We start from the raw sequence: 23,693 nt of genomic DNA on the forward strand, positions 1-23,693 counted from the left end.
TTCCTTACACGCGATCAGCAGCCGGGGAGGCGCTCGATCAGGTAGCGCTCGACCTGGTCCAGCGAGACGCGCTCCTGGGCCATGGTGTCCCGGTTCCGGACCGTGACCGCGTTGTCGTCGAGCGTGTCGAAGTCGACAGTCACGCAGAACGGCGTGCCGATCTCGTCCTGCCGGCGGTAGCGGCGGCCGATCGCCTGCGAGTCGTCGAACTCGACCACCCAGCGCTTACGCAGGTCGGCGGCGAGCTGCTTGGCCTTCGGCGACAGCGCCTCGTTGCGCGACAGCGGCAGCACGGCGACCTTGACCGGGGCCAGCCGCGGGTCGAAGCGCATGACTGTGCGCTTGTCCACGCCGCCCTTGGTGTTCGGCGCCTCGTCCTCGTCGTACGCCTCCAGCAGGAACGCCAGCACCGCGCGGGTGAGGCCGGCGGCCGGCTCGATCACGTACGGGATCCAGCGCTCGCCCTTGCCCTGGTCGAAGTACGACAGGTCGACGCCGGAGTGCTTGCTGTGCGTGGACAGGTCGAAGTCGGTGCGGTTGGCGATGCCCTCCAGCTCGGCGAAGTCGGTGCCGCCGAACTGGAACCGGTACTCGATGTCGACTGTGCGCTTCGAGTAGTGGGAGAGCTTCTCCTTGGGGTGCTCGTAGAAGCGTAGGTTCTCCTCGGACAGGCCCAGGTCGAGGTACCAGTTCCAGCGCTCCTGAAGCCAGTACTCGTGCCACTGCTCGTCGGTGCCCGGCTCGACGAAGAACTCCATCTCCATCTGCTCGAACTCGCGGGTCCGGAAGATGAAGTTGCCCGGGGTGATCTCGTTGCGGAACGACTTGCCGGTCTGCGCGATGCCGAACGGCGGCTTCTTGCGGGCGACCGTCTCCACGTTCTTGTAGTTGACGAAGATGCCCTGGGCGGTCTCGGGGCGCAGGTAGTGCATGCCCTCGTCGCTCTCCACCGGGCCCAGGTAGGTCTTCATCAGGCCGTTGAACATCTTCGGCTCGGTGAAGGTGCCCTTGTTGCCGCAGTTGGGGCAGTTCAGCTCCGTCAGCGAGGTCAGCGGCTTGCCGTGCTTGGCCTCGTACGCCTCTTCCAGGTGGTCGGCCCGGAACCGCTTGTGGCAGGACTGGCACTCGGTCAGCGGGTCGACGAACTCGGCGATGTGGCCGCTGGCCTCCCAGACCTTGCGGGCCAGGATGACCGCCGAGTCGAGGCCGACGACGTCGTCGCGCTGCTGCACCATGGTCCGCCACCACTGCCGGCGGACGTTCTCCTTCAGTTCGACGCCGAGCGGACCGTAGTCCCACGCCGACCGGGTGCCCCCGTAGATCTCGCTGGAGGGAAAGACGAAGCCCCGGCGCTTGGCGAGGCTGGTGACGGCGTCGATACGGTCGGCTGGCATGTTTCCTCCTACGCCGGCTGGCGGTCGGCGCGGTTGAGATGGATGGAACCGGGCTGTTCGGGACAACGGTACGACCGTGTCCGTCCCGAGCCCAGCAGAATACCGGGGGCCGGTCAGCTCACCCCGCAGACCTCCACGCCGCCCGTCTGCTGGTCCGGCGCCAGCGTGACGGTCTGCGCCTCCCGCCGGCCGCCGGCCAGCGTGACGTCCACCGGCACGGTGAGCGTGGTGAGGTCGACCTCGCCCACCCGGTAGCCGGAGATCTGCGGCTCGGTGGCCACCCGCCGCTCGAACTCGCGCCGGGGCTCGCGTCGGCGGATGTCGTCGCAGAGCGTGTCGTACGCCTTGGACCACTCCCGCGCCACGAGCGCCTGGTAGTAGTCGTTCGTGACCGCCCGGCCCTGCTCGCCGATGGCCTGGGCGTTGCTCACGGCCAGGCCGAGCACCGCCGCGCCGCCTCCGCCGCAGCAGATCAGCACGGCGAGCGCGCCGGCGCCGAGGCCGAGCCAGAGCCGGGTCCGCCCGCCCTCGGTGGGCGGGGCGGCGAACGGCGGCGCGGCGCCGGGCCCCTGCGGCGGCGCGGGCACCCCGGGGTCCGCCGGCGGCGCGGGCGGAACGGATGGCGGGGGTGGCGCGGCCGGTCCGGGAGCGGTCATACGCGCCAGGGTAGTGCCCCGGCTCTCAGCGATACGGACGTGCGGCACGATCGCTGGCGACGACGACGATCTCCCCCTCGGGGGCGGCGCCGGCGAGCGTCTCGTACGCCGACGGCTCGTCCACCGATCGGGCGAGCAGCGGCACGGCGGTGACCTTGACGTCGAACCCGCCGAGCGCCCGCCGGTAGGCACCGACCGACTCCCACTCGGTGACCAGGAGCCAGTGGTCCGGGTCGTCGAGCGCCCGCAGCAGTTCACCGCGCAGGTAGCCGGGGCGGGCGGCGAGCGCGGCCAGCGCGGCGTGCGCCGACCGGGTGAACTCGTCCACCGTTTCGGCGTCCACCACGAAGCGGTTGGTGACCAGCACGGCGTTCCTCCTCGTAGAGTTTGTGGCATGCAGCGTACGCAGAGTCCCGTGCTGTCCCGGTTGGCACGGCTCAACCCGACGGCGGTGTTCCTGGCCGCGCTGGCAGTGGTGCTTGTCGGCCTCTTCGCGCCCGGCCCGGCGGGCGGCGTCCTGCTGCTCGTGCTGGCCGGCGGGCTGGTCTGGCTGATGTCAGTCACCTGGCAGGTGCAGGCCCCGGCGACCCGGATGCTCCGGCTGGTGATGTTGACCTTGTTGATCGCGGTGGCGCTGGCGAAGCTCATGGTCGGCTGACCTGACGAAGCAGAGCTGACCTGCGCTGACATGCAATCATGCGTTTTTGACAATAGTTTTCGTTGTCGCGGACAGTTGAGCCCATGACCGTTCGTGCACCGCGCCGCATCCTGACCGCCGCGACCACCGCCCTGCTCGCCGCCGCCGGCCTGACCGCCTGCGCCGACGGCTCGGGCGCCGCGAGCGAGCCGGGCAGGGTCGACGTGGTGGCCGCGTTCTACCCGCTCCAGTTCCTGGCCGAGCGCATCGGCGGCGACACCGTGGCGGTCAGCAACCTGACCAAGCCCGGCGCCGAGCCGCACGACCTGGAACTCAACCCGCGGCAGGTCGGCCAGATCGTCGACGCCGGCGTGGTCGTCTACCTCAGCGGCTTCCAACCGGCGGTGGACGAGGCGGTGGAACAGAACGGCGGCGACCGCGCGTTCGACGTGGCGGGCGTGACGCCGCTGCTGGACGCGGCCGCCGGTGGCCACGACCACGAGGGCGAGGCCGGGCACGCCGAGGAGGGCGGCGGCAAGGACCCGCACGTCTGGCTCGACCCGACCCGGCTGGCCACCATCGGCGACAAGCTCGCCGAGCGGCTCGGCAAGGCCGACCCGGACCACGCCGCCGACTACACCGCCCGCGCCGCCGCGCTGCGCACGGAGCTGACGAAGCTGGACACCGAGTACGCCGACGGCCTGCGCACCTGCCAGCGCCGGGAGATCGTGACCAGCCACACCGCGTTCGGCTATCTGACCGAGCGCTACCGGCTGGAGCAGATCGGCATCAGCGGGCTCACCCCGGAGTCCGAGCCGTCCCCGAAGCGCCTCGCCGAGGTCGCCGAGGAGGCCCGGGAGCACCAGGCCGGCACGATCTTCTTCGAGACGCTGGTCAGCCCGAAGGTCGCCGAGACCATCGCGCGTGAGGTCGGGGCGAAGACGGCGGTCCTGGACCCGCTGGAGGGCCCGCCCGCCGACGGCGACTACCTCTCCGCGATGCGCGCCAACCTGCAGACCCTGCGAACCGCTCTGGACTGTTCATGACCCCACCCGTGATCGAGATCGCGCACGCCACGGTCGGCTACGACGGCCGCCCGGTGCTGCGTGACGTCTCGTTGACAGTGACCGCTTCCGAAGTCGTCGCCGTGCTCGGCGCCAACGGCTCCGGCAAGTCGACGCTCGTGCGCGCCGCGCTCGGCCTGGTGCCGGTCGGCGCCGGGTCGGTCGCCCTGTTCGGGACGCCGCAGCGCCGCTTCCGGCAGTGGCACCGCATCGGGTACGTGCCGCAGCGGCTCGGCGCGGGCAGCGGAGTGCCCGCCACGGTGCGCGAGGTGGTGGCGTCCGGGCGGCTGGCCCGCCGGGGCGTACTGCGGCCCGCGGGCCGGGCGGACCGGGAGGCGGTGGCGGCGGCACTGGAGGCGGTCGGGCTCGCCGACCGGGCCGGTGACCCGGTGTCCACACTCTCCGGCGGCCAGCAGCAGCGCACCCTGATCGCCCGCGCGCTGGCCGGCGGGCCGGAGCTGCTGGTGCTCGACGAGCCGACCGCCGGGGTGGACGCGGCCAGCCAGGAGGCGTTCGCCGGGGCGCTGCGCACGTTCCGCGACGGCGGGGGCACTGTGCTGCTCGTCGCGCACGAGCTGGGTCCGCTGCGCCCGCTGATCAGCCGGGCCGTGGTGGTGCACCAGGGCGGGATCGCCCACGACGGCGCGGTGCCCGAACCGGCCGGCCACCACGCCGACCCGGACCACGAGCACGTGCACCCGCACTGCGACGAGGAGCCCGCCCGGCTCTGGACAGGCATCTGAGATGGACCTCTTCCAGTACGACTTCATGCTCCGCGCCCTGGTCGGCGCGCTGATCATCGGGCTGGCCGCGCCGGCGCTCGGCATCTACCTGGTGCAGCGCCGGCTGGCGTTGATCGGCGACGGGCTCGGGCACGTGGCGCTCACCGGTGTCGGTGCGGGACTGCTGCTCAACCGCTCCCCCGTGCTGGTGGCGGTGATCGCCGCGACGCTCGGCGCGATCGCGATCGAGCTGGTCCGCGCGTACGGGCGCACCTCCGGTGACCTGGCGCTGGCGTTGCTGTTCTACGGCGGCATCGCCGGCGGCGTGATGCTGGTCGGGCTCTCCGACGCCAGCAGCGGGTCGCTCAACGCGTACCTGTTCGGATCGCTGACCACCACCTCCCGGGCCGACCTGATCACCATCGGGGTGCTCGGCGTGGTGCTGCTGGTGACGATGCTGGTGCTGCGCCCGGCGCTGTTCGCGGTGTGCCACGACGAGGAGTACGCCCGGGTGTCCGGCCTGCCGGTACGGGCGCTGAACCTGCTCATCGCGGTCGGCACCGCGGTCACCGTGACCATCGCCATGCGGGCGGTCGGGGTGCTGCTGATCAGCGCGCTGATGGTGGTGCCGGTGGCCGCCGCGCAGCAGGTGACCCGGGGTTTCCGGTCGACCATGACGGCGGCCATGGCGCTGGGCCTGTTCGCCGCCGGCGCCGGGGTCTGGGTGGCCGCCACCGCCGACACCGCGCCCGGTGCGTCGGTGGTGCTCGTGGCGATCGGCTCGTTCCTGCTGGTCGCGCTCGCGGCGGCCGGTGTGCGGGCGCTGCGGCGGCGGGTACGGGCCGACCGGGTCACGCCGCCGTCCGAGCCGGCCGAGCACGAGGTGCTGCTGCGGTGAGGCCCTACCCGCCGGCGCAGCTGGGATTGGTTACCGTTACAGGGTGACCGGCACGAACGGGTACGACGCCTTCGAGGGTGCGGGTGACCTGCTGCGCGCGCTCTCGGCCCCGATCCGGCTCGCGATCGTGAGCGAGCTGGCCGAGGGCGAACGCTGCGTGCACGAGCTGGTCGAGAAGCTCGGTGCCCCTCAGCCGCTGGTCTCCCAGCACCTGCGGGTGCTGCGGGGCGCCGGGGTGGTGCGCGGGTCGCGGCGCGGCCGGGAGATCGCGTACGCCCTGGTCGACGACCACGTCGCGCACATCGTGGCGGACGCCGTCAGTCACGCCGGCGAAGGGTCGCACTGAGCGGGAAATCGGCCAGGTGCCGACGCGCCCCCGCCGTGGGACGCTGTCCGGCGTGAAGATCTACGCCGACCGTTTTCCCACCGCCGTCCGCCAGTTCCTCACCGACCTGCTCGTGGTCGTCTGGGTGTACGCGGCGATCCGCTTCGCGCTGTGGCTGCACGACGTGGTCGAGAAGCTCGCCGTACCCGGGCAGAAGCTGGAGGGGGCCGGCGGTGGTCTCGCCGACAACCTGGCCGACGCCGGCGGCAAGGTCGGCCGGGTGCCGATCGTCGGCGACGAGCTGACCGCGCCGTTCACCCGCGCCGCCGACGCCGCCCGCTCGGTCGCCGAGGCGGGCCGCGACCAGCAGGAGCTGGTCGGGCAGCTGGCGCTCGGGCTGACCGTCGCGGTGCTGGTGTTCCCGCTCGGCCTGGTGCTGTTCGGCTGGCTGCCGCTGCGCCTGCGCTGGATGCGCCGGGCCGGCGCGGCGAAGGCGCTGGCCGGCGTGCCGGCCGGCCGGGACCTGCTGGCGCTGCGCGCGCTGGCCGGTCAGCCGCTGTCGAAGCTGACCCGGATCGCGCCCGACGTCGCCGAGGCGTGGCGGCGCGGCGACGACGCGACAGTCGACGCGCTCGCCGCGCTGGAGCTGCGTGAACTGGGGCTGCGCGGCGGCCGGTAAGGTGTGCCGGTGCTGTACTTCCTGATCGTCGTCGCCGTGCTGCTGCTGGGGTACGCGGGCGTGCTTGTGAGTTTTCTCCGCAAGGGCCGCAAGATCCCGCCGTCGGCGTACCTGGTGCTGGCCGGTCTCAACGGCCTGATCCTGGCCGGCGTCCTCGCCTGGGCGATCGCGCGCTGACCCACCGGCGGTCGTCCGGGTGGGGCGACCGCCGGGGCGGTACGGTCAGCCGGCGGGCGGGATGCGACGGCGGACGTCCTGCTCGGCCGACGGCCCCGGTTCCCAGCGGGCCACCCACGGCAGGTCGGCGGCCGGGGTGACGACGCCGTCCTCCACCGAGGCGTACCGGCCGGCGACGATGCGCTTGGCGGCGGCCACGTCGACCGAGTCGGTGTTCGACCACAGACCGGTGAACAGCTCGTCGACACGCAGCCGGGCCTGCCGGCAGAACAGGTCGGCCAGCTCGACGTTCTCCGGGTGATCGTCCCGTTCGGCGTAGGCCCGGACGCAGACCGCGCTCATCGCGAACAGCTCCGCGCCGATGTCCACCACCCGGCCGAGGAACGCCTGCTTGCGCTCCATCTTCCCCTGCCACCGGGACATCGCGTAGAAGGTCGACCGGGCCAGCTTGCGGGAGGTCCGCTCGACGTGGCGCAGGTGCCCGGCCAGTGGCCCGAACTCCTGGTACGCCCCGGGCGTCTGCCCCTTGCCGACGGCGAGCGTGGGCAGCCACTTCGCGTAGAAGGCGCCGGCTCGCGCGCCCGCCCTGGCCTTGCGGCCCAGCCCGGCGTCGGGGTCGATGATGTCGCCCGCCACGGACAGGTGCGCGTCGACCGCCTCGCGGGCGATCAGCAGGTGCATGATCTCGGTGGAGCCCTCGAAGATCCGGTTGATCCGCAGGTCGCGCAGGAGCTGCTCGACGGCGGCCGGCCGTTCCCCCCGGGCGGCCAGCGAGTCGGCCGTCTCGTAGCCGCGGCCACCGCGGATCTGGATCAGCTCGTCGGCGATCCGCCAGGCCATCTCGCTGGCGTAGAGCTTGACCAGCGCCGCCTCGATCCGGATGTCGTTGCGGTCGTCGTCGGCGAGCATGCAGGACAGGTCGAGCATCGACTCCATGCCGTACGTGGTGGCGGCGATGAATGACAGCTTCTTCGCCACCGCCTCGTGCTCGCCCACCGGGCGGCCCCACTGGACCCGGTCCGCAGCCCACTCGCGAGCCACGTTGAGCGCCCACTTGCCGGCGCCGACGCACATGGCGGGCAGCGAGAGCCGGCCGGTGTTCAGCGTGGTCAGGGCAATCTTGAGGCCCTTGCCCTCGCCGCCGATCACGTTCTCCTTCGGCACGAAGACGTCGTGGAACCGGGTGAGGCTGTTCTCCAGGCCGCGCAGCCCGACGAAGGAGTTGCGCCGCTCCACTGTGATGCCGTCGCTGTCGCCCTCCACCACGAACGCGGTGATGCCGCCACGCCGCCCCTCGGCGGCCGGCACCCGGGCCATCACCACCAGCAGCGTGGCGAGCGTGCCGTTCGTGGCCCAGAGCTTCACCCCGTTGAGCCGGTAGCCGGTGCCGTCCGCCGTCGGCTCGGCGGTGGTGGCGAGCCGGGCCGGGTCGGAGCCGACGTCCGGCTCGGTGAGCAGGAAGGCGGAGACCTCACCGGCAGCGAGCCGGGGCAGGAACCGTTCCTTCTGCTCGGGCGTGCCGAACATCTTCAGCGGCTGCGGCACGCCGATCGACTGGTGCGCGGAGAGCAACGCGCTGACCGCCGGGTTCACCGAGCCGACGAGCATCAGCGCCCGGCAGTAGTGCAGGTTGCTCAGTCCGAGCCCGCCGTACTTCCGGTCGATCTTCATGCCGAACGTGCCGAGCCCGGCCAGGCCGTGGAACACCTCGTCGGGGATGCGCGCGTCCCGCTCGATCGCCGCACCGTCCACCTCGGATGTCAGGTACGCGCGCAGCGCGCCGAGGAACTCGTCGGCACGGGCCACCTCGGCCGGGTCGGGGCGGGGCCACGGGTCGATCAGGTCGAGCCGGAACCGGCCGAGGAACAGTTCCTTGCCGAAGCTGGGCCGGTCCCAGGCCGACTCGCGGGCCGCCTCGGCGACCTGGCGGGCCTCCTTCTCGGAGACCTGGCCCGCCTCGGTGGGCAGCGGCCCCGCGCCGTCGGGTGACTCGGGCCGGCTGTTCTGTGTCGTGGTCACGGCTGCCTCCTCGTCGGTCCGGCTGCGTCGACGCGCTCGACGAAAACGACGCTACCCCCGGGTGTTACCCAGGGGTAGCGCCGCGTGCACGCCCGATTTGGCGGACCGTCAGTCGGTGAGGGACTGCGGGTTGTCGTCCTCGTCGTCGATGTCGTCCTCACCCCAGTTGCGCCGGCTGAACGGCAGGATCGCCCAGAAGAGCAGGAACCAGAGGCCGGTGAGTGCGCTGAGCAGGAACGCGATCGGCCGGTCCAGCACGAAGTCGGTGACCAGCAGGACCGAGCTGACCATCGCGATCAGCATGAAGAACAGGCCGCCGGTGGCCATCCGGTGGGCGAACCGGACCAGCTCCGGCTTACGGCCCTGGCGGAACAGCGCCCGGTGGAACGCGACCGGAGAAATGATCATTGCGGCGGACGCGGCGGCGGTCAGCAGCGCCAGGATGTAGATGTCGCGCTGGAACTCGGTGGTCCGCCCGAATCCGTTGCTGAACGGCAGCGTCAGCAGGAAGGCGAACAGGATCTGCACGCCGGTCTGCGCGACCCGCAGCTCCTGCAACAGATCGGCGAAGTTGCGCTGCCAGCGCTGCTTCTCGGATTCCTTCGACACTCGCGGACCTCCCGTGAGACGGCACGGCCGGCGGGTGAACGCCCACCGGCAGGACGGCCTGTGCCCCGTACGGATGATCACGAAACCGGTTCAGGAACCGCGGCGGATGCGGCCCGCGTACCGGGCCTCCAGCTCGGCGTTGTGCTCGTCCCCGCCGGTGATGTTCGCGGACAGGTAGACCGGCGGGCGCTGCCCCGCCGCGACCAGCCGGGCCACCACCTCGGCGACGATCTGCTGGGCGAGCAGCGCCGCGGTGATCGAGGAGACCGCGCCGACCGCGCCGCCGCCGGGTAGCGGCAGCGTGGCGTCGCCGTACGGGGCGCCGTTGTCCAGCACCACGTCGGCGAAGTCGGCGAGCTTGCGGCCGGACGGGTGCCGCGACGTCATCCGGGCCGAGTGCTGCGCCGAGGTGATCGCCACCAGGCCGTGCCCGCGTTCCTTCACGACGGACGCGAACTCGACCATCGCCCCGTTCACGCCCGAGTTCGAGGCCAGCACGAACACGTCCTGCGGCCGGATCGGCGCCAGCTCGTAGAGGCGGTGCGCCACCGCCGGGTCGCGTTCCAGCTTCGGGCCGATCGTCTCCGTCACCACCGCCAGGTAGGCGTCGGCGCTCACCGTCATGCCTCCTCCGTTCCTGCGCACCGGGCGAGGATCGCCTCGGCCAGCGGGCCGGGCGCCTCGTCCGGGATCCAGTGGCTGACCCCGGGCAGCACCACGAACCGGTAGTCACCCGTGACGTGCGCTGCGCACGCCTGCGCGGCCGTCCGGCCGATCGCCACGTCCTTGTCGCTCCAGACGAACGTGGTGGGCACCCCGACCGGGGCGACCGCCTTCATGTCCGTACCGGTCATCGCGCGGTACCAGTTCAGCGCCGCCGTCAACGCCCCCGGCTCGCGCATCGGCTCGGCGTACCGGGCCACCGCGTCGGCGCCGCCCACTCCGCCGAGCAGCTTGCGCAGCGCGGCGCCGTGCCACGCCAGCAGCACCTTTTCCGCCGTACCGGGCTTGCGGAACAACGCGATGTAGGCGGACTTGACCTTCTGCCGGGGGTCGGTGGCGAGCGCGTGGCCCATGGCGGCCGGGTGCGGCACCGACACCGCGGTCAGCGTCCGGACCGGCTCCGGGTGCGCCGCCGCCAGGCCCCACGCCACGATCGCGCCCCAGTCGTGGCCCACCACGTGCGCGCGGGTCACCCCGAGCGCGTCCAGCACGGCGGCCGCGTCGGCCACCAGCTCCGGGATCCGGTACGCCCCGACGTCCGCCGGACGCGCGCCGGGCGAGTAGCCGCGCTGGTCGAGCGCGTACGTGCGCAGCCCGGCGGCGTGCAGGGCGGGCGTCACCGCGTCCCACTCGCCGGAGTGCTGCGGGAAGCCGTGCAGCAGCAGGACGGGATCACCGCCCTCGGGGCCGCCGGCGCGTACCTCGAACGTCAGTCCCCGCGCATCCACCAGCATGATCGCCACCATACCGACACTCGCCCTGCTGGGCCGGGGCCCGTGGTCGGTGCTAGCGTCTGCGACGAGACAACTTCACATCCGACAGGGGAGCGCACAGCGCTGAGAGTGCGGGCCGGTGCCCGCAGACCCTCGAACCTGATCTGGGTAATGCCAGCGCAGGGAGTTCGGTCGACCTCCAGCCGCGTCGCCGTCCGGTGACCACCGGGCGCGGCGTGCGTCTTCTCCTGGTTCACCTCGACGAACTGGGAGCCAACCGTGAACCACACCGACAGCAACCGCTGGCGTACCGTCGACATCGTCGTCGCCTCGGTCATCGCCGTCGCCTTCGGCGTCGTGTTCTGGGCCTGGGGCCTGCTCTGGAGCGCCACCGACGCGGCGTTCGCGTTCTTCCCGCCGGCACAGGCCGTGCTCTACGGCGTGTGGCTGATCCCGGCGGTGCTCGCCGGCTTGATCATCCGTAAGCCGGGGGCGGCGCTGTACTGCGAGACGGTGGCCGCGATCATCTCCGCCCTGCTCGGCAGCCAGTGGGCGGGCATCGTGATCCTCCAGGGCCTCATGCAGGGCATCGGCGCCGAGCTGGCGTTCGCCGCCTTCCGCTACCGCTCGTTCAAGCTGCCGGTGGCGGTGCTGGCCGGCGCGCTGACCGGCCTCGGCGCGGCGATCTTCGACTTCGTCTACTGGAACAAGGCGTACGACTTCGCCTCCTACCGCCTCCCGTACGCGCTGATCACGATCGTCAGCGCCACGATCGTCGCCGGCTTCGGCGCCCACGTCCTCACCCGCGCGCTCGCGAACACCGGCGTCCTGGACCGCTTCCCCGCCGGCCGCGACCGAGCCTTGGTCTGAGGCCTCACCCCCCGCCCGGTGATCAAGGAGTTTGCGTCCGCCGGGCACGGTTTTCCGGACGCGAACTCCTTGATCACGCAGGCTGGGCCGGGAGAGGGGGTGGTGGGCGGTGAGCGCTGTGGTGCTGCGGGGGTTCGGGTGGCGGCACGGGGGGCGCCGGCGCTGGGCTCTGCGTGGAGTGGATCTGCGGGTGGAGAGCGGGGAGCGGGTGCTGCTGCTCGGGCCCTCGGGGGCCGGCAAGAGCACGCTGCTGGCGGCGCTGGCCGGGCTGCTGCCGGAGGACTCCGGCGAGCAGGAGGGCACCGTCGAGATCGACGGGCTGGACCCGCGCAAGGCCCGCGAGCGCGTCGGCATCGTCTTCCAGGATCCGGAGACCCAGCTCGTGATGGCCCGCTCCGGCGACGACGTGGCGTTCGGGCTGGAGAACCGTGGCGTACCCGCCGGGGAGATCTGGCCCCGCGTCGACGAGGCGCTGGGCCGGGTCGGCTTCCCGTACCCCCGGGACCGCCCGACCGCCGCGCTCAGCGGCGGCGAGCAGCAGCGGCTGGCGCTGGCCGGCACGCTCGCGCTGCGCCCCGGACTGCTGCTGCTCGACGAGCCCACCGCCAACCTCGACCCGGCCGGCGCCACCCTGATCCGCCGGGCCGTCGCGAACGCGCTCGACCCGGACACCACGATGATCCTGGTCGAGCACCGGGTCACCGAGGCGCTGCCGCTGGTCGACCGGGTCGTGGTGCTGGAACCCGGCGGCGGCGTCCGCGCCGACGGGCCGCCCGAGACGGTCTTCGCCGCGCACGGCGACGCGCTGACCGCCGCCGGGGTCTGGGTGCCGGGCCGCACCGTGCCGCACCGGCACGCCACCGCGCCGCCCGGCGACGTGCTGCTCACCGCCGACCGGCTCGGCCTCCCACCCCGGCTCGACCCCACCGATCTTCGGGTACGTGCCGGCGAGGCGCTCGCCGTCCTCGGCCCGAACGGCGCCGGCAAGTCCACACTGGCGCTGCTCCTGGGCGGCCTGCTACGACCCGGAACGGGCACGGTCACCGCGTCCGCCGAACTGGCTGGGCGGGACGCGCGTACTCCCCCGCACCGCTGGCGGGCACCCGCCCTGGTGCGCCGGATCGGTTCGGTGTTCCAGGATCCGGAGCACCAGTTCGTCACCGCCACGGTCCGCGACGAGCTGGCGCTCGGCCCGCGCCGCACCGGCCGGCCAGAGTCGGCGGTGACCGCCACAGTCGACGACTTGCTGCACCGGTTGCGGTTGGACGAGCTGGCCGGCGCCAATCCGTACACCCTCTCGGGTGGGGAGGCGCGGCGGCTGAGCGTGGCGACGGCCCTGGCCACCGCGCCACGCCTGCTGATCTGCGACGAGCCCACGTTCGGCCAGGACCGGCGGACCTGGCTGGAGCTGGTCGACCTGCTCGCCGAGCTGCGCGACGCCGGGCACGGCGTGGTCGCGGTGACCCACGACGAGGACTTCGTCGCCGCGCTGGCCGACCGGACGCTCACCCTGCGCCGGTCCCCGTCGGACCCCGACGGGCGACCCTCGGCCGGCGATGGTCCGGCTGCCGGGCGCTCGGGCGACGACGGTCCGGCTGCCGGGCGTGCGCCGTGATCGACCTCGAACCGGTCGCCACGCCCGGTGCTCCGCTGGCCCGGCGCAACCCGGTGGCGAAGCTGGCCGCCACGATGGTGTTCACGCTGGTGCTGGTCGCGACGCTGGACCCGGTCGCACCGGCCATCGCGATCGCCGTCGAACTGGCGGTGCTACCGCTGTTCGGCGTGCGCTACCGGGTGCTGGCGCGGCGCGCCTGGCCGCTGCTGGCCGGCGCCGTCGGCATCCTCGTCACGCTCGTGCTCTTCGCCGCCGACCGCTCCGGTCCGGTGCTGGTGGAGGCCGGCCCGGTGCTGGTCACCCAGGGCGTGCTGGTCACCGCGCTCGGGCTGGTCCTGCGCATGCTCGCGGTGGCACTGCCCGGCGTCATCGTGTTCGCCACCACCGACCCGACCGACCTGGCCGACGCCCTGATCCAGAACGCGAAGGCACCGGCCCGGTTCGCCATCGGGGCGCTGGCCGCATTCCGGATGGTGCCGCTACTGGAACAGGAGTGGCGGATGATCAGCATGGCGCGGCGGGCCCGGGGCGTGGACGCCGGCCGCAACCCGCTGGCCAAGCTGCGGCTGTTCGCGTCCACCGCGTTCACGCTGCTGGTGGGCGCGATCCGGCGGGGTACCCGGCTGGCGGTGGCGATGGACGCGCGGGGCTTCGACGCGGGCACCCCGCGTACTGTCGCCCGCCCTCAGCGCTTCGTCCTCGCCGACGCGCTGTTGATCATCGGAGCGGCGCTGACGGCCGGCGCGGCGCTGACCGTCAGCGTGCTGCTCGGCACCTTCCGCCCACTGATCGGCTGACCCCGCCCGCCGGGACACGAGATCGACGATCTCCTTTCGTGATCGTGGTCGATATTGTTAGCCTGGCTCGGTGCTTGAGCACCTGGACATCGCGTTGCGTTGCCTGATCGGCGTGGTCTTCCTGGCCGCGACCTACGGCAAGGTCCACAGCCGCGTGTCCTGGCGCGAGTTCGTCGCCTCACTCGCCGCCATGCGGGTCGTGCCGGCGCGGCTCGTACCCGCCGTGGCCGGTGTGGTCGGCCTGGCCGAAGCCGCCGTCCCGGTCCTGCTGCTGGTGCCGCCGACCCGCCGGCTCGGCCACGTGCTCGCGGCCCTGCTCCTGGTCGCCTTCAGCAGCGGGATCATCATCACGCTGAGTCGCCGGCAACGGGTCGCCTGCCGCTGCTTCGGTGCGACTGGCGCACCACTCGGGCGGCGACACCTGCTCCGCAACGGCCTCCTGATCGCCGCCGCGGCGGTGGGAGTGGCAGCCGCAGGCGCCACCGGCGAGGTGGCCCCGGCAGGCGTCGCCGTGGCCGCGGTGGCCGGTGCGGTGAGCGGACTGCTCTTCGTGTGGTTCGACGACATCACCGACCTCTTCGTCACCCAGCCGGCCCGGCCCGACGGCGACCGCGGACGTGCCGGTGGACCGGTGACCCCGAGGTAGCCGAGCACTCCGACAAGCACGAAGGAGCAACCGATGGCGTATCTCGCCGCTGCCGTCATCGTCGTCGGCATCATCGGCCTGCTGAACCTGGTCCTCGCCCTGGGGGTGATCAGGCGGCTCCGCGAGCACACCGTACGACTCACCGCGCTCGAGGCCGGGCACGGGCACGGGCACAGCGACGGGATCATGCTGGGGGCCGGGAGCGCGGTCCAGCCGTTCCAGGCAGTCACCGAGGACGGCGTGACAGTCACCCGGGACGGGCTGGCCGGACCCACCCTCGTCGCGTTCTTCTCCCCCGACTGCACCCCCTGCCGGGAGCGGATGCCGCAGTTCATCCGGTACGCGGCCGAGCATCCGGGCGGCCGGGACCGCGTCGTCGGGGTCGTGGTGAGCGATCGCGCCGCCGCAGGTGAGTACGTCGCCGCGCTGAGCCCGGTGGCCCGGGTCGTCGTCGAGTCCGACGGAGGGCCGCTCTGCACCGCCTTCGGGGTGCAGGGCTTCCCGGCGATCAGCCTGATCGACGAATCCGGCGTCGTCGTCGCCAGCGGCTCCCTGATCGAAGACCTCTCGGCACCCGTGGCCGGATGAGTCCACCCGGCGACGCCGACGCCGCCGGCCCACGGGCCGGATCGCCTGAGGAGACGCCGAGCAGATCACCTCGCACGACCGCCGACCGGCGGTGGCCGCTGCTGGCCGCCGCCGTCATGGGTGCCCGCCTCGTCCGACGCGGGGCACCCCTGGCCACGACCGCCTACGGCCTGGTCACGTTGGCGAGCGGGGTACTGCCGATCGTCACCGCCTGGCTGCTCAAGGTCGTGCTGGACGCGGTCGGCAGCGGCGCGGACCGGGCCACCGTTCTCGCCGCCGGCGCCGGTCTGGCCGCCGCCGGGCTCGGCACCGCTCTGCTGCCGCAGCTCGGCGCCTACCTGACCGGCGAGATCGGACGGAACATCGCTCTCGTCGCCGACGACGAGCTCTACCGCTCGGTCGGGCGCCAGGTCGGACTGGCGCGGCTGGAGGACCCGACCTTCCTGGACCGGCTGCGGCTGGCCCAGGACGCCGCGGCCATGCCGGTCCAACTGGTGGAGGCGGCCTTCGGCCTGGTACGCGGTGTGCTGCTGGTCGGCGGCTTCGTCGGATCGCTCGCCCTGCTCAGTCCCGTCCTCACCGGACTGGTCCTGCTGGCCGCCGCACCCGTGTTCCTGGCGGAGCTGGCGCTCGCCCGACGCCGGGCCAGGGTGCAGTGGCAGGTCGGCCCGTGGGAACGCACCGAGATCTTCTACCGGGACCTGCTCCAGGACGTGCAGGCGGCGAAGGAGATCCGGCTGTTCGGCCTGGAGGACTTCCTGCGCGGGCGGATGTTGCGTGAGCGACGCCGGGCCAACCGGGCGTTGCGCCGGGTCGACCGGCGGGAGCTGTTCATCCAGGGCGGGCTGGGGGTGCTGGCGGCGGTGGTCGGCGGAGCCGGGCTGCTCTGGGCGGTCCGGGCGGCGTACGCCGGCGAGCTGACCGTCGGCGACGTCTCGATTGTGATCGCCGCACTGGCAGGCGTGCAGACCGGGCTCAACGCGCTGGTGCGTGCCATCGCCAACGGGCACGAGCAACTGCTGCTGTTCGACCACTTCACGGTGATCGCCACCGGCCCGGTTGATCTGCCACCCGCCGTCGACCCGGCACCTGTGCGGCCGCTGCGCCGTGGCATCGAACTGCGGGACGTCTGGTTCCGCTACAGCGACGAGCTGCCCTGGGTGCTGCGCGGCGTCGACCTGCACCTGCCGGCGGGACAGGCGTTGGGGCTGGTCGGGCTCAACGGGGCGGGCAAGAGCACCATCGTCAAGCTGCTCTGCCGCTTCTACGACCCGAGCCGGGGGGCGATCCTCTGGGACGGTGTCGACCTGCGCGACCTCGACGTGGTGGAACTCCGCCGCCGGATCGGTGCGGTCTTCCAGGACTACATGGCCTACGACCTGAGCGCGGCGGAGAACATCGGCGTCGGCAACCTCCCGGTGTCCGACGACCGGGACCGGCTGGTCCGGGCGGCCCGCAAAGCCGGGGTGCACTACGTCCCGCCTGTCGGCGGGATGAACCTCGATTAAGGAGGAACCGATGATCCGACTGATCGAATCACTGGGCGACCGGGTGCTCAACCTGGTCGTCCCGAAGACCACTGCCGCTGCCGCGGCAGCGTGCACGCCGGGCTGGGGCGCCTACTGCGACTGCCGGTCCGGGAAGCCCTACTACCTGTACTGCCGCTGCGTGAACGGGATCCGGCGCTGCGACTGCACCGCCCGGAACGGGATCGGCACCTGCTGATCCTGTCCCACCCACCGTGAGCCCGCCCTGCCGTCATCGGCGGGCGGGCTCACTCCTTGGCGGTCAGCTGCGGCGGAAGGCGTAGAACCGGGTCTGGCCGGCGCGCTGGCTGCGCCCGGTCAGCCGGGCCTGCCGCCCGGCAGGCGGGCCGGACCTGGGCGGCGTCGAAGAGCCGCCGGGCAGGACCGGGATCTCCGGCGGCACGGTCGACGGCACCGGGTCCGCCGGCAGCACCGGCTCCGTCGGCAGCACCGGGTCTGCCGGCAGCACCACCGCGGGCGGCGCCACGGAGAGCGCGTCGAGCTTCCGCGGGGCCACCTGCGGAGCGGACTGCTTGCGGGACTTCTTCGGATTGCGCTTCGCGGGCATTCGCGGGCCTCCTGTCGTGCGGGCGCGCCGACCGGGACGCGCCGAGCGAGGGCTCCGGTGCGTTCCGATCACGACAGACACCGCAACCGACGGCGGTGGGGAAGGGATGCGGACGCCCGGAGCAGGACGGGTCCACGGCACTGGCGGCGGTGGACCGGGCTCGGAGGTGGGGCGTCACTTACGCATGCGGCAACGCTATCGCGCCACCGGCACGCCGCGCATCCGAATTACCGGAAGAACCGCGAGGACACGCGACGGACGCACGGCCACCCGCCGGTCACGCCCTGTCGACGTCCCCGCCCGCTCCCCCGACGACCGCGATACGGTCGCAGGACGGCAGCACGGACGAGAGGTGGCGGTACGCATGGCAGAGCAGGCGACGGCGCAGATCGGGGTCACCGGTCTGGCGGTGATGGGCCGCAACCTGGCCCGGAACCTGGCCCGCAACGGCTTCGCCGTGGCGGTGCACAACCGGTCGCCGGAACGTACCCGCAGCCTGGTCGCGGAGCACGGCGACGAGGGCACCTTCGTGCCGTCGGAGTCGCTGGCGGACTTCGTCGGCTCGCTGGAGCGGCCCCGCGCGGTGATCGTGATGGTGAAGGCCGGCGCGCCGACCGACGCGGTGATCGACGAGCTGGTCCCGCTGCTGGAGGAGGGCGACATCGTCGTCGACTGCGGCAACGCGCACTTCGCCGACACCCGCCGCCGGGAGGAGGCGCTGCGCGAGCACGGACTGCACTTCGTCGGCACCGGCGTATCCGGCGGCGAGGAGGGCGCGCTGCTCGGCCCGAGCATCATGCCGGGCGGTTCGGCGGAGTCGTACCGCAAGCTGGGGCCGATCTTCGAAAAGATCGCCGCGCAGGTGGACGGCGAGCCCTGCTGCCGGCACATCGGACCGGACGGCGCGGGCCACTTCGTGAAGATGGTGCACAACGGCATCGAGTACGCCGACATGCAGCTCATCGCCGAGGCGTACGACCTGTTGCGGGCCGGTCTGTCGGCGAGCCCGGCGGAGATCGCGGAGATCTTCCGGGAGTGGAACGCCGGGGAGCTGGGGTCGTTCCTCATCGAGATCACCGCCGACGTGCTCGGCCACACCGACGCGGCCACCGGCCAGGCGTTCGTGGACGTGGTGCTCGACCAGGCCGAGCAGAAGGGCACCGGCCGCTGGACCGTGCAGAGCGCGCTCGACCTCGGCATCCCGATCACCGGCATCGCCGAGGCCACGTTCGCCCGGTCGCTGTCCGGCCACGCCGGCCAGCGGGAAGCCGCCCGCCGCGTGTTCGGCGACGCGGGCGAGAAGTGGCAGGTGGACGACCGGGAGACGTTCGTCGAGGACGTCCGCCGCGCGCTGCTGGCCAGCAAGATCGTCGCGTACGCGCAGGGTTTCGACCACATCCGGGCCGGCAGCCGGGAGTACGACTGGGACATCGACCTTGGCGGCACTGCCACCATCTGGCGGGGCGGCTGCATCATCCGGGCCGGTTTCCTGGACCGGATCCGGGAGGCGTACGACGCGGAGCCGGACCTGTCGACGCTGCTCGTCGCGCCCTGGTTCGCCGAGCGGGTCAGCGACGGCGTACCGGCCTGGCGACGGGTGGTGGCCGACGCGGCCCGGGCGGGCGTGCCGGCCCCGGCCTTCGGGTCGTCGCTGGCCTACTTCGACGCGCTGCGGGCGCAGCGGCTGCCGGCCGCGCTGATCCAGGGGTTGCGGGACAACTTCGGCGCGCACACGTACCACCGGGTGGACCGGGACGGCTCGTTCCACACGCTCTGGGCGGGCGACCGCTCCGAAGTGGAGGCGTGAGCCGCGCCGGCACCGGCGTGGGCCGCATCGACACCAGCCCGGGCCGCCCCGGTCCCGGCGTGCGGCTCACCAGGCCCGCTGACCGTCCGGCGCGGGCGCCCAGCCGGCCGCCGGCTCCCCGGCCGCCAGCTCGCCGATCTCACCGGAGCGGACCTCCGGCGTGTGCCCGAGGTCGGCGCACCACCGCTGCGCCACGTCGGCGCACAGTGCGGCGACCGCGTCCCGGCGGGCCGGCTCCACCAGGTCGGCGGCGGCCAGGGCAGCAGTCATCTCGTACCGGAGATCGCGCATCCTCCACCCCCGTGGCGGGCGCGCACCCGGCGGCACGCCCCTGCGCCGATCGTAGAGCGGAACGCCCCGCGCCCGGCGGGAAAGCCGGATGCGGGGCGTCACGCTCGGGCCGGATGTCGGCCGCGGCCACCCGGGCCGGACGTCGCGGTCAGAAGAACCGGCGACGCTTGGCCTTCTGCGGCCGGATCAGGTCGGCGCCCTTGGTCAGCAGACGGCTCACCCCGGACGGGCCACGACGGGCCTCCAGGGTGTGGCTGAGCCGGCGCGCGCCGGCCGCCGCCAGCGGCACGGCGACCGCCATGACCGCCCACTGCGCGATCCGCTTCTGAATCATGTGGTTCACCTCCGCGTTTGCTGCCTACCGGTATCGGTACCCAGCAGAACGGGTCGGTAAGCGTGACGTCAGGCGCCCGGGGCGACCGGGTTGGGCAGGGCGCCGCCGAAGCGGCGGTCGCGCTGGGCGTACAGCTCGCAGGCGTACCAGAGGTGGCGGCGGTCGAAGTCGGGCCAGAGCGTGTCCAGGTAGACCAGCTCGGCGTACGCGGTCTGCCAGAGCAGGAAGTTGGAGATGCGCTGCTCGCCCGAGGGGCGCAGGAACAGGTCGACCTCGGGCACCTCGGGGTGGTAGAGGTAGCGCGCCACCGTCTTCTCGTTCACCTTGGCCGGGTCCAGCTTGCCGGCCGCCACGTCGCGGGCGATCCCGGCGGCGGCGTCGGCGATCTCCGCCTGGCCGCCGTAGTTGACGCAGAACTGCAGCGTCAGCGTCGAGTTGCCGCGCGACATCTCCTCGGCGGTTTGCAGCTCGGAGATGACGCTCTTCCACAGCCGGCCCGCGCGGCCGGACCAGACCACCCGTACGCCCAGGTCGACGAGCTGGTCCCGGCGGCGGCGGATGACGTCGCGGTTGAAGCCCATCAGGAAGCGGACCTCGTCCGGCGAGCGCCGCCAGTTCTCGGTGGAGAACGCGTACGCCGACAGGTAGGGGATGCCCATCTCGATCGCGCCCTCGACGGCGTCGAACAGGCTGTGCTCGCCCTGCTCGTGGCCCTTGGTGCGGGGCAGGCCGCGCTCCTTGGCCCAGCGGCCGTTGCCGTCCATCACGATGGCGACGTGCCGGGGCACCGCTGCGGGCGGCAGCGCCGGCGGTCGGGCGCCGGAGGGGTGCGGGGTCGGCGGCACCGGCTCGCGGCGGGTCGCCCTCGTCGATCGGATCACTCGGTCATCTCCCTGTTCACACCGGCGACGGGCCCGGCGCCGGAGCGCGGCGGGACCACATCCGGCCCCGCGCCGCCGGGCGGCGGGACCGCGCCGGACGCCGGGGCGCCCCGGTCGACCAGCGGCAGCGAGCGTAGCGCGCGCTCCAGATGCCACTGGAGGTGCGCCGCGACCAGCCCGCTGCACTCCCGGCGTATGCCGGTCTCGGCCGCGTCCGCGTACCCCCAGTCGCCGGAGGTCAGCGCGGACATCAGCTCCAGCGTGGCCGGCGCGGGGTGAGCGGCACCGGGCGGCCGGCAGTCCGGGCAGACCGCGCCACCGGCCGGTACGGAGAACGCGCGGTGCCGGCCCGGCTCGCCGCAGACCGCGCAGGCCGCGAGCGCCGGGGCCCAGCCGGCGAACGCCATGCCGCGCAGCAGGTACGCGTCGAGCACGAGGGTGGTGGCGTGCTCGCCGCGGGCCAGCGACTTCATCGCGCCGAGGGTGAGCTGGAACAGCCGCAGCGACGGCTCGCGCTCGACCGGGGTGAGCCGCTCGGCGGTCTCGGCGATCGCGCTGGCCGCGGTGTAGCGGGGGTAGTCGCCGAGGAACCGCTTGCCGTACAGCTCGATCGCCTCGACCTGGCTGACTGTGTGCAGCGAGCTGCCCTGGTTGCCCTTGGGGTCACCGGCGAGCTGAAGGTCGACGTGCCCGAACGGTTCCAGCCGCGCGCCGAACCGGCTCATGGTGCGCCGCACGCCCCGGGCCACCGCGCGCAAGCGGCCGTGCCGGCGGGTGAACAGCGTGATGATGCGGTCGGACTCGCCCAGCTTCTGCACACGCAGCACCACCGCGTCGTCGCGGTAGAGCTGTCGGCGGTACCCGGCCATCAGGCCATTCTCCCTCCGGGTGCGATCTCAGGGTCGGCTCGGGGTGCACCGTCGGGCGATCCCCGATGTGCCGGGTGCTCGGCCGGACCTAATGTGCTGGCCATGGCTTCGCTCCGCACCGTTCCCCGGCCGCGCAACGCTTTCCGGCCCCGCACGGGTTTCCAGGCACGCGGCGTGGTGGCCGCCACCGCGGCCACCGCCCTCATCGTGCTCGCCGGGTGTGACACCCTCTCGTTCCGCCGCCTCGACTTCGACCAGACCGAGCGGACGAAGATCACCAAGATCACCGTGGACGACGACGGCGCCGGCGACGTCGTGGTCCGGGCCAACAGCCCCGCCGACCAGGTACGCGTCAAGCGCGTGGTCCGCTACCAGGGCGACGAGCCGAACAGCCGGTACGAGATCAAGGGCGACGAACTGGTCCTGCCCACCGACTGCGGGCACCGGTGCAGCATCTCCTGGGAGGTGACCGCGCCGCCCGGCGTGGTGGTGCGCGGCGGCACCGGCTCGGGCAACGTCGACCTCAGCGACGTCGGCGCTGTCGAGTTCACGCTCAGCTCCGGCGACCTGACCGTCCGGGGCGCCACCGGCGAGGTCCGCGCGTCCACCACGTCGGGCAACATCCGGGTCGTCCAGGCGGCCGGCCCGGTGCGGCTGCGGGCCCGCTCCGGCGACATCGAGGCCCGCCGGCTCGCCTCCGCGATCGACGCGGAGACCACCTCCGGCAACATCGTCGTCGAGCTGGACCAGCCGGCGCCGGCCCGGGTGCACGCCACGAGCGGAGACGTCGACCTGGCCGTACCGGCGGGCCGCTACCGGGTGCGCGCCAAAGCGACGTCCGGCGACACCGACGTGCGCGTCACCGACGACCCGACCGCGTCGGTGCAGCTCGAAGCGTCCGCCACCAGCGGCAACGTCACGGTCAGCACCCGCTGACCCGACGGCGTCCGGCCGGGCGGTCGCGGACGTCGCGAGGACCGGGGCCGTACCCGGTGGTGGCTCAGCCGGGTGTGTTCCGCCGGGACACCGGGGCGCCGTCGTCCCGGCCGGGGCGCACGGGGGCCTCGGCCGGGCGGCGCGGCGCCGGCACCCGGGCGCCGACGCTGACCAGCGCGTCCTCCGCTCCGGCGGGGGCCGGGCTGGCCGGGGCGGCCGCCGCCCGGTCGGCCAGGGTCCGCCGCGGCTTGCCGGGGATCAGTTCCGGGGTACGCCGGGCGGCCACGTCCTCGACCCAGCCGACGAGCAGCGTCACCACGCCGACGAGCGCGAAGACCAGCCCCACGCGCAGCCACAGGCCGACCGGGTCGCGTGGCGACCAGCCGACCAGGCCGACGAGCGGGGTGAGGAGCACCACGAACGGCATGTGCCATAGATAGATCGTCAGCGCCCGCCGGTTCACCACCGTCACCGCCCGGCCGAGCGCCGGCACTCGGTCGACCCAGGTGACCCCGACCGGTGCCCGGCCGATCGCCACCAGGATGAACGCCGCCGACCAGAGCGCGTTGCCGAGCGGGATGTCGTTGATGTCGTACCCGCGCGGGCCCGGGTGGGTGACGATCCAGGCCAGCCCGGCCGCGCCGACCACGGCGGCCACCGGCAGCAGCACCCGGTTGCGCATCCGGCGCAGCAGCCCGTCGTGGTGGGCGAAGCCGAGCAGCCAGGCGCCGAAGTAGAGGCCGAACTCGCGCAGCACCGTCGGCGGGTTCGCCAGGATGCCGGCCTCGATCGCGATCAGCAGCAGGTACGGGGCAGCGAGCGTGGGCAGCGGCGCCCGGCGGAACAGCCAGAGCACGAGCGGCGAGGCGAGCACGAACCACAGGTAGTCCCGCAGGTACCAGATCGGGCTGAGCGCCAGCCCACCCCAGTAGTTGGCCGGCGGGTCGCCGATCGGGAACAGCCAGAGCAGCACCTTCGGGCTGAACGCCAGCCCGGTGAGCAGCATGGCCGGTACGAAGACCGCGGCGACCACCCACAGCGACGGCAGCAGGCGGCGCAGCCGGCGGCCGACCGCGCGCACCCCGCTGCGGTCGAGTGACGCCGCCATCAGCGACCCGGCCAGGGCGAACATCACCGACATCGCCGGGAACACCAGCGTGAGCGTGGCGTAACCGGTGACGTGGTAGGTGACGACTCGCAGGATGGCCAGGAAGCGGAGCAGGTCCAGATAGCGGTTTCGCATCAGCTCGCGGCGGGGTCCGGGGGCAGAGACAATGGTCCCTACCCTGCTCCCGGACACCGCGAAACAGCCAAGAACACCCATGGAAAGTGAGATGTCCCATAGGTCT

The 23,693-nt window shown here is 73.1% G+C and carries 28 protein-coding genes, 1 pseudogene and 1 riboswitch; of the genes and pseudogenes, 16 read left to right on the forward strand and 13 right to left on the reverse strand.

Features of this window, described 5'->3' with window-relative positions:
* Window positions 1-14: 14 nt before the first annotated feature.
* The 3 genes from Q3W68_RS26915 to Q3W68_RS26925 form a co-directional block, all read right to left on the reverse strand.
* Window positions 15-1,394 carry a glycine--tRNA ligase gene (locus Q3W68_RS26915; RefSeq protein ID WP_302908109.1) on the reverse strand — a complete coding sequence of 460 codons (1,380 nt, stop codon included), beginning with the start codon at window positions 1,392-1,394 and terminating at the stop codon, window positions 15-17.
* 113 nt (window positions 1,395-1,507) lie between these two features.
* Complete coding sequence (locus Q3W68_RS26920) at window positions 1,508-1,981, reverse strand: hypothetical protein (RefSeq protein ID WP_302908178.1); 474 nt, start codon at window positions 1,979-1,981, stop codon at window positions 1,508-1,510.
* A 94-nt stretch (window positions 1,982-2,075) separates the two neighbouring features.
* Window positions 2,076-2,417, reverse strand: coding sequence for an antibiotic biosynthesis monooxygenase (locus tag Q3W68_RS26925; protein WP_302908110.1), 342 nt, complete (start codon window positions 2,415-2,417; stop codon window positions 2,076-2,078).
* A gap of 27 nt (window positions 2,418-2,444) precedes the next feature.
* Between Q3W68_RS26925 and Q3W68_RS26930 the strand changes: the two genes are divergently transcribed.
* From Q3W68_RS26930 to Q3W68_RS26960, 7 genes are all read left to right on the forward strand, one after another.
* Window positions 2,445-2,708, forward strand: coding sequence for a DUF6703 family protein (locus Q3W68_RS26930; protein ID WP_302908111.1), 264 nt, complete (start codon window positions 2,445-2,447; stop codon window positions 2,706-2,708).
* 83 nt (window positions 2,709-2,791) lie between these two features.
* Window positions 2,792-3,733: a metal ABC transporter substrate-binding protein gene (locus Q3W68_RS26935; protein WP_302908112.1), complete on the forward strand. Its 942-nt coding sequence runs from the start codon at window positions 2,792-2,794 to the stop codon at window positions 3,731-3,733.
* On the forward strand, window positions 3,730-4,494 hold the full coding sequence (locus Q3W68_RS26940) for a metal ABC transporter ATP-binding protein (protein ID WP_121685352.1): 765 nt from the start codon (window positions 3,730-3,732) through the stop codon (window positions 4,492-4,494). Before Q3W68_RS26935 ends, Q3W68_RS26940 begins: the two co-directional genes overlap by 4 nt.
* 1 nt (window position 4,495) lies before the next feature.
* The gene (locus tag Q3W68_RS26945) at window positions 4,496-5,371 is read left to right on the forward strand and encodes a metal ABC transporter permease (RefSeq protein ID WP_302908113.1); all 876 of its coding nucleotides are present in this window, start codon (window positions 4,496-4,498) and stop codon (window positions 5,369-5,371) included.
* 43 nt (window positions 5,372-5,414) lie between these two features.
* The gene (locus Q3W68_RS26950; protein WP_013287947.1) at window positions 5,415-5,717 is read left to right on the forward strand and encodes a metalloregulator ArsR/SmtB family transcription factor; all 303 of its coding nucleotides are present in this window, start codon (window positions 5,415-5,417) and stop codon (window positions 5,715-5,717) included.
* Window positions 5,718-5,769: 52 nt separating this feature from the next.
* Window positions 5,770-6,375: a hypothetical protein gene (locus tag Q3W68_RS26955; protein WP_013287948.1), complete on the forward strand. Its 606-nt coding sequence runs from the start codon at window positions 5,770-5,772 to the stop codon at window positions 6,373-6,375.
* Window positions 6,376-6,384: 9 nt separating this feature from the next.
* Window positions 6,385-6,552 carry a hypothetical protein gene (locus Q3W68_RS26960; RefSeq protein WP_302908114.1) on the forward strand — a complete coding sequence of 56 codons (168 nt, stop codon included), beginning with the start codon at window positions 6,385-6,387 and terminating at the stop codon, window positions 6,550-6,552.
* A gap of 45 nt (window positions 6,553-6,597) precedes the next feature.
* Here the strand turns inward: Q3W68_RS26960 and Q3W68_RS26965 are convergent, their stop codons facing one another.
* From Q3W68_RS26965 to Q3W68_RS26980, 4 genes and pseudogenes are all read right to left on the reverse strand, one after another.
* A complete protein-coding gene (locus tag Q3W68_RS26965) occupies window positions 6,598-8,571 on the reverse strand; it encodes an acyl-CoA dehydrogenase family protein (protein ID WP_302908115.1) in 1,974 nt (657 codons plus the stop codon).
* A 108-nt stretch (window positions 8,572-8,679) separates the two neighbouring features.
* Window positions 8,680-9,180 (reverse strand): DUF6328 family protein, encoded by a 501-nt coding sequence (locus Q3W68_RS26970; RefSeq protein WP_302908116.1) that lies wholly within the window; start codon window positions 9,178-9,180, stop codon window positions 8,680-8,682.
* 90 nt (window positions 9,181-9,270) lie between these two features.
* Window positions 9,271-9,759, reverse strand: a pseudogene (locus Q3W68_RS26975) (sugar isomerase domain-containing protein); the annotation flags it as partial.
* 41 nt (window positions 9,760-9,800) lie between these two features.
* Window positions 9,801-10,637, reverse strand: a complete 837-nt coding sequence (locus Q3W68_RS26980) for an alpha/beta fold hydrolase (RefSeq protein WP_302908117.1) — start codon at window positions 10,635-10,637, stop codon at window positions 9,801-9,803.
* Window positions 10,638-10,713: 76 nt separating this feature from the next.
* A riboswitch (TPP riboswitch) is annotated at window positions 10,714-10,820 on the forward strand.
* Between the two features lie 75 nt (window positions 10,821-10,895).
* Between Q3W68_RS26980 and Q3W68_RS26985 the strand changes: the two genes are divergently transcribed.
* From Q3W68_RS26985 to Q3W68_RS27015, 7 genes are all read left to right on the forward strand, one after another.
* Window positions 10,896-11,486, forward strand: a complete 591-nt coding sequence (locus tag Q3W68_RS26985; protein ID WP_302908118.1) for an ECF transporter S component — start codon at window positions 10,896-10,898, stop codon at window positions 11,484-11,486.
* A 109-nt stretch (window positions 11,487-11,595) separates the two neighbouring features.
* Window positions 11,596-13,101, forward strand: a complete 1,506-nt coding sequence (locus Q3W68_RS26990; RefSeq protein WP_302908119.1) for an ABC transporter ATP-binding protein — start codon at window positions 11,596-11,598, stop codon at window positions 13,099-13,101.
* Window positions 13,098-13,898: an energy-coupling factor transporter transmembrane protein EcfT gene (locus Q3W68_RS26995; protein ID WP_302908120.1), complete on the forward strand. Its 801-nt coding sequence runs from the start codon at window positions 13,098-13,100 to the stop codon at window positions 13,896-13,898. The genes Q3W68_RS26990 and Q3W68_RS26995 overlap by 4 nt, the downstream gene beginning before the upstream one ends.
* 70 nt (window positions 13,899-13,968) lie before the next feature.
* Window positions 13,969-14,544, forward strand: coding sequence for a MauE/DoxX family redox-associated membrane protein (locus tag Q3W68_RS27000; protein ID WP_302908121.1), 576 nt, complete (start codon window positions 13,969-13,971; stop codon window positions 14,542-14,544).
* Window positions 14,545-14,577: 33 nt separating this feature from the next.
* Window positions 14,578-15,132, forward strand: a complete 555-nt coding sequence (locus Q3W68_RS27005) for a TlpA disulfide reductase family protein (protein ID WP_302908122.1) — start codon at window positions 14,578-14,580, stop codon at window positions 15,130-15,132.
* Window positions 15,129-16,640, forward strand: coding sequence for an ABC transporter ATP-binding protein (locus Q3W68_RS27010; RefSeq protein WP_302908123.1), 1,512 nt, complete (start codon window positions 15,129-15,131; stop codon window positions 16,638-16,640). Before Q3W68_RS27005 ends, Q3W68_RS27010 begins: the two co-directional genes overlap by 4 nt.
* Before the next feature lie 10 nt (window positions 16,641-16,650).
* Entirely contained in the window at window positions 16,651-16,857 is a 207-nt protein-coding gene (locus tag Q3W68_RS27015; protein ID WP_302908124.1) for a hypothetical protein, read from the forward strand.
* 63 nt (window positions 16,858-16,920) lie between these two features.
* Here the strand turns inward: Q3W68_RS27015 and Q3W68_RS27020 are convergent, their stop codons facing one another.
* Window positions 16,921-17,226, reverse strand: a complete 306-nt coding sequence (locus tag Q3W68_RS27020) for a hypothetical protein (RefSeq protein ID WP_302908125.1) — start codon at window positions 17,224-17,226, stop codon at window positions 16,921-16,923.
* A 364-nt stretch (window positions 17,227-17,590) separates the two neighbouring features.
* Here Q3W68_RS27020 and gndA point away from each other — a divergent pair, with 364 nt between their 5' ends.
* Window positions 17,591-19,033 (forward strand): NADP-dependent phosphogluconate dehydrogenase, encoded by a 1,443-nt coding sequence (gene gndA / locus Q3W68_RS27025; RefSeq protein WP_302908126.1) that lies wholly within the window; start codon window positions 17,591-17,593, stop codon window positions 19,031-19,033.
* Between the two features lie 66 nt (window positions 19,034-19,099).
* On the opposite strand, the gene Q3W68_RS27030 is transcribed toward gndA, so the two are convergent.
* From Q3W68_RS27030 to recO, 4 genes are all read right to left on the reverse strand, one after another.
* Entirely contained in the window at window positions 19,100-19,324 is a 225-nt protein-coding gene (locus Q3W68_RS27030) for a thioredoxin reductase (protein WP_302908127.1), read from the reverse strand.
* Between the two features lie 148 nt (window positions 19,325-19,472).
* Window positions 19,473-19,658, reverse strand: a complete 186-nt coding sequence (locus Q3W68_RS27035) for a hypothetical protein (RefSeq protein WP_026268349.1) — start codon at window positions 19,656-19,658, stop codon at window positions 19,473-19,475.
* Between the two features lie 68 nt (window positions 19,659-19,726).
* Entirely contained in the window at window positions 19,727-20,503 is a 777-nt protein-coding gene (locus tag Q3W68_RS27040; protein ID WP_194802397.1) for an isoprenyl transferase, read from the reverse strand.
* A 32-nt stretch (window positions 20,504-20,535) separates the two neighbouring features.
* The gene (gene recO, locus Q3W68_RS27045; protein WP_302908128.1) at window positions 20,536-21,408 is read right to left on the reverse strand and encodes a DNA repair protein RecO; all 873 of its coding nucleotides are present in this window, start codon (window positions 21,406-21,408) and stop codon (window positions 20,536-20,538) included.
* Window positions 21,409-21,510: 102 nt separating this feature from the next.
* Here recO and Q3W68_RS27050 point away from each other — a divergent pair, with 102 nt between their 5' ends.
* Entirely contained in the window at window positions 21,511-22,344 is an 834-nt protein-coding gene (locus Q3W68_RS27050) for a DUF4097 family beta strand repeat-containing protein (protein ID WP_302908129.1), read from the forward strand.
* A gap of 64 nt (window positions 22,345-22,408) precedes the next feature.
* Here Q3W68_RS27050 and Q3W68_RS27055 read toward each other — a convergent pair whose 3' ends face one another.
* Entirely contained in the window at window positions 22,409-23,587 is a 1,179-nt protein-coding gene (locus Q3W68_RS27055; RefSeq protein WP_302908130.1) for an acyltransferase, read from the reverse strand.
* Window positions 23,588-23,693 lie beyond the last annotated feature (106 nt).

The sequence above is a fragment of the Micromonospora sp. C28ISP2-4 genome (genome assembly GCF_030519385.1).
GTDB lineage: Bacteria > Actinomycetota > Actinomycetes > Mycobacteriales > Micromonosporaceae > Micromonospora > Micromonospora tulbaghiae.